At 51.3% G+C, this 2,927-nt stretch carries 3 protein-coding genes and 1 pseudogene; all 4 read right to left on the reverse strand.

What is annotated here, in order from left to right:
* Positions 1-531 (reverse strand): prephenate dehydrogenase (locus A4E54_RS00505; RefSeq protein ID WP_286723686.1); only part of this gene is annotated, 531 nt, incomplete at its 3' end.
* Complete coding sequence (aroF, locus tag A4E54_RS00510; protein ID WP_286723688.1) at positions 528-1,544, reverse strand: 3-deoxy-7-phosphoheptulonate synthase; 1,017 nt, start codon at positions 1,542-1,544, stop codon at positions 528-530. The genes aroF and A4E54_RS00505, both read right to left, overlap by 4 nt.
* Before the next feature lie 243 nt (positions 1,545-1,787).
* Complete coding sequence (gene trpA / locus A4E54_RS00515; RefSeq protein ID WP_286723690.1) at positions 1,788-2,600, reverse strand: tryptophan synthase subunit alpha; 813 nt, start codon at positions 2,598-2,600, stop codon at positions 1,788-1,790.
* Positions 2,597-2,927: pseudogene (locus A4E54_RS00520) on the reverse strand (tryptophan synthase subunit beta); the annotation flags it as partial. The gene trpA and the pseudogene A4E54_RS00520, both read right to left, overlap by 4 nt.

The raw sequence follows: 2,927 nt of genomic DNA on the forward strand, positions 1-2,927 counted from the left end.
GTCCATCTCGATTAATTTAGCTCCTACCCCGGCAACCAGCTTACCAACTTTGGTTACAGCGGCCGGAGGTGTTTCGTGGGTTGGAGTAAGAATATATACCGCGTTTTCAAACAGATACGGGTCGGCTTCCCGCACTCCCGCCCGTTCGGTCCCTGCCATCGGATGACCGCCGATAAAGCTTGCGCCGGGCGGTAAAAGCTGTGTGGCGTCCCGCACAATGGCGGCTTTAGTGCTCCCGACATCGGTTACTACCGCAACAGGGGAAAGGTATGGAATGATTTCTTTCAACACCTTTATCGTCACACTCACTGGAGTGGCGATAATGATCAGGTCGGCTCCATTCACACTATTTGTAATTGAATCGGTAAAACGGTGAATGGCGCCGAGTTCACAAGCCAGACGCAGATTTTCTTTGGACGAGCCTGAGCCGACTACTTCTCCAGCCAGTCCCCGCGCGCACATCGCCATACCAAGGGAGCCCCCGATCAGGCCGACACCAATAATTGCAACCCGGTTAAAGTCGGGGTTCATGGCATCTTCCTCCCTACTGCCATTACAACTTGTTGTAACTCGGACATCATTTTGTTGAAGTTCGCCGGGGTAAGTGACTGGGGTCCGTCGCATAAAGCCTCGGGCGGGTTCGGATGCACTTCAATCAGCAACCCGTCGGCGCCGGCGGCAATAGCCGCTTTGGCCATTGTCGGGACGAAGCGCCATTTGCCGATGGCATGGCTGGGATCAACAATCACCGGCAGGTGAGAAAGATGTTTTACAACCGGGATGGCAGTCAGATCCAATGTATTCCTGGTATAATTCTCAAAGCTCTTGATGCCTCGCTCACACAGGATAATATTATAATTACCGCCTGACATTATATATTCAGCAGCCATCAGCCACTCCTCGATGGTTGCTGAAGGGCCTCTTTTTAATAATACCGGCTTGTCTACTTTAGCCACTTCCCGCAACAGTGAAAAATTTTGCATATTACGGGCGCCTATTTGCAAAATGTCGGCATACTCGGCGATCATAGGCACGGTACGCACGTCCATTACTTCCGTCACAATCAAGAGACCGGTTAGGTCCCGGGCCTCGGCCAGGAATTTCAGCCCTTCTTCCTCCAGCCCTTGAAAGGAGTAAGGAGATGACCGGGGTTTAAAAGCGCCCCCTCTGAGTATGGTGGCGCCAGCCTTTTTAACAATTTCCGCCGTTTCCAGGACTTGTTCACGGCTTTCCACAGCACAAGGACCGGCTGCCACATGAACGGTATCACCGCCGATTTCCAGACCGCCCACCTTGATGACAGTTCCTTCTTCTTGAAAAGTCCTACTGGCCAGTTTATACGGTTGTAAAATGGGTACAACCTTTTCCACACCGGACATGGCCTCCAAACCAATGTCACCAATATGGGTCTTATCCCCGATAGCGCCAATAATTGTGCGTTCAACACCCCGGGAAAGATGAATCTGAAATCCCGCCTTTTCCAGCCTGGTTATTACCGCGTCTATTTTATCGTCACCGGCACGATGATCCATAACGATAATCAAAATAAACAACCTCCTCAAACTTGTAGAAACATAAAAGCATTCCACGGAGGAATGCTTAACCAGACCATAAGAACATCACTTATCGCCTCCCTGCCATACTACCGTGCTTCTTTGTTTTTAGAGCGCCTGCGAGCGTTCCTCCAGGCGAAATATACCTGCCGTAAAAACCATTCTACAAAATAAATATTTTTTTAATACTAGCACATTGAACCCAATTATTGCAACTGGATTTTCTGAATCTATTTATGAAGCGCTACTTAGCAACGCGGTTTTAAACTCCCTTGTCAGGTTCTCCACCGCCGTTCCGGCGGCTTGAGTGCCGCTATCAGCTATTAATTTAACGATGGCGCTTCCCACCACGACCGCGTCGCAATACCTGGACATCCGCGCCCCTTGTTCCGGGTCCGCAATACCGAATCCTATGGCCAAAGGCAATGAGGTGTGGCTGCGCACCCTACCGGTAAAGCTTTCTATGTCAGTCCCGATTTCCTTCCTGGCGCCGGTTACTCCGGTTACTGAGACGCAATAAACAAATCCCATCGCCTTTGAAGCTATCCGGCTTAATCTGCGCTCAGTAGTGACAGGCGAAACAAGAGGAATAAGGTCTAAGCCTTCCTTTACCGCCAGTTCCATCAACGGACCCGACTCTTCCAGCGGCAAATCAGGCACGATTAATCCGCTTACACCCGTGGAAGCGGCTTCAGCTATGAACCTGTTCAACCCGAATCTGTAGAAGGGGTTGCAGTAGCCCATTAATACTAGAGGCGCCCGGCAATTACTCTTAATCTTTTTTACCGTATCCAGGATTTTAGCTAACGTTGTCCCGGCGGCCAGAGCCCGGCTGGATGCCCGCTGGATCACCGGACCATCAGCCAAAGGGTCGGAAAACGGCACTCCCAGTTCAATTATATCGGCTCCCGCCGCATCCATGCGCAGCGCCAAATCCACCGTACTGGACAGGTCGGGGTCACCGGCTGTGATAAAAGTAATCAAGCCTTTTTTCCCTTCTGACCGCAGCTTGTCAAGACATCCTTCAATGACGCTGTTGCTGCTCATATGTTCACCCCCGGTTCCCCCGCTACGGCGGGTATATCCTTGTCTCCACGCCCGGAGAGGTTTATCACTATAATCTTTTCAGGTGGAAGTGACGGAGCCAGCTTGACGGCCTCGGCTATCGCGTGTGAACTTTCCAGCGCCGGGATGATCCCGTCAGTGCGGCAAAGCAATTGAAAAGCCGCCAGCGCTTCCGTGTCGGTGGCCGTCGTATAATTTACCCGTCCGGTATCTTTCAGATAAGCATGCTCCGGTCCGACACCCGGGTAATCAAGCCCGGCGGCGATAGAATGAGGTATTGTTATTTGACCGTCATCATTTTGTAAAATG

This window comes from Pelotomaculum sp. PtaB.Bin117 (genome assembly GCF_002067195.1).
Classification (GTDB): domain Bacteria; phylum Bacillota; class Desulfotomaculia; order Desulfotomaculales; family Pelotomaculaceae; genus Pelotomaculum_D; species Pelotomaculum_D terephthalicicum.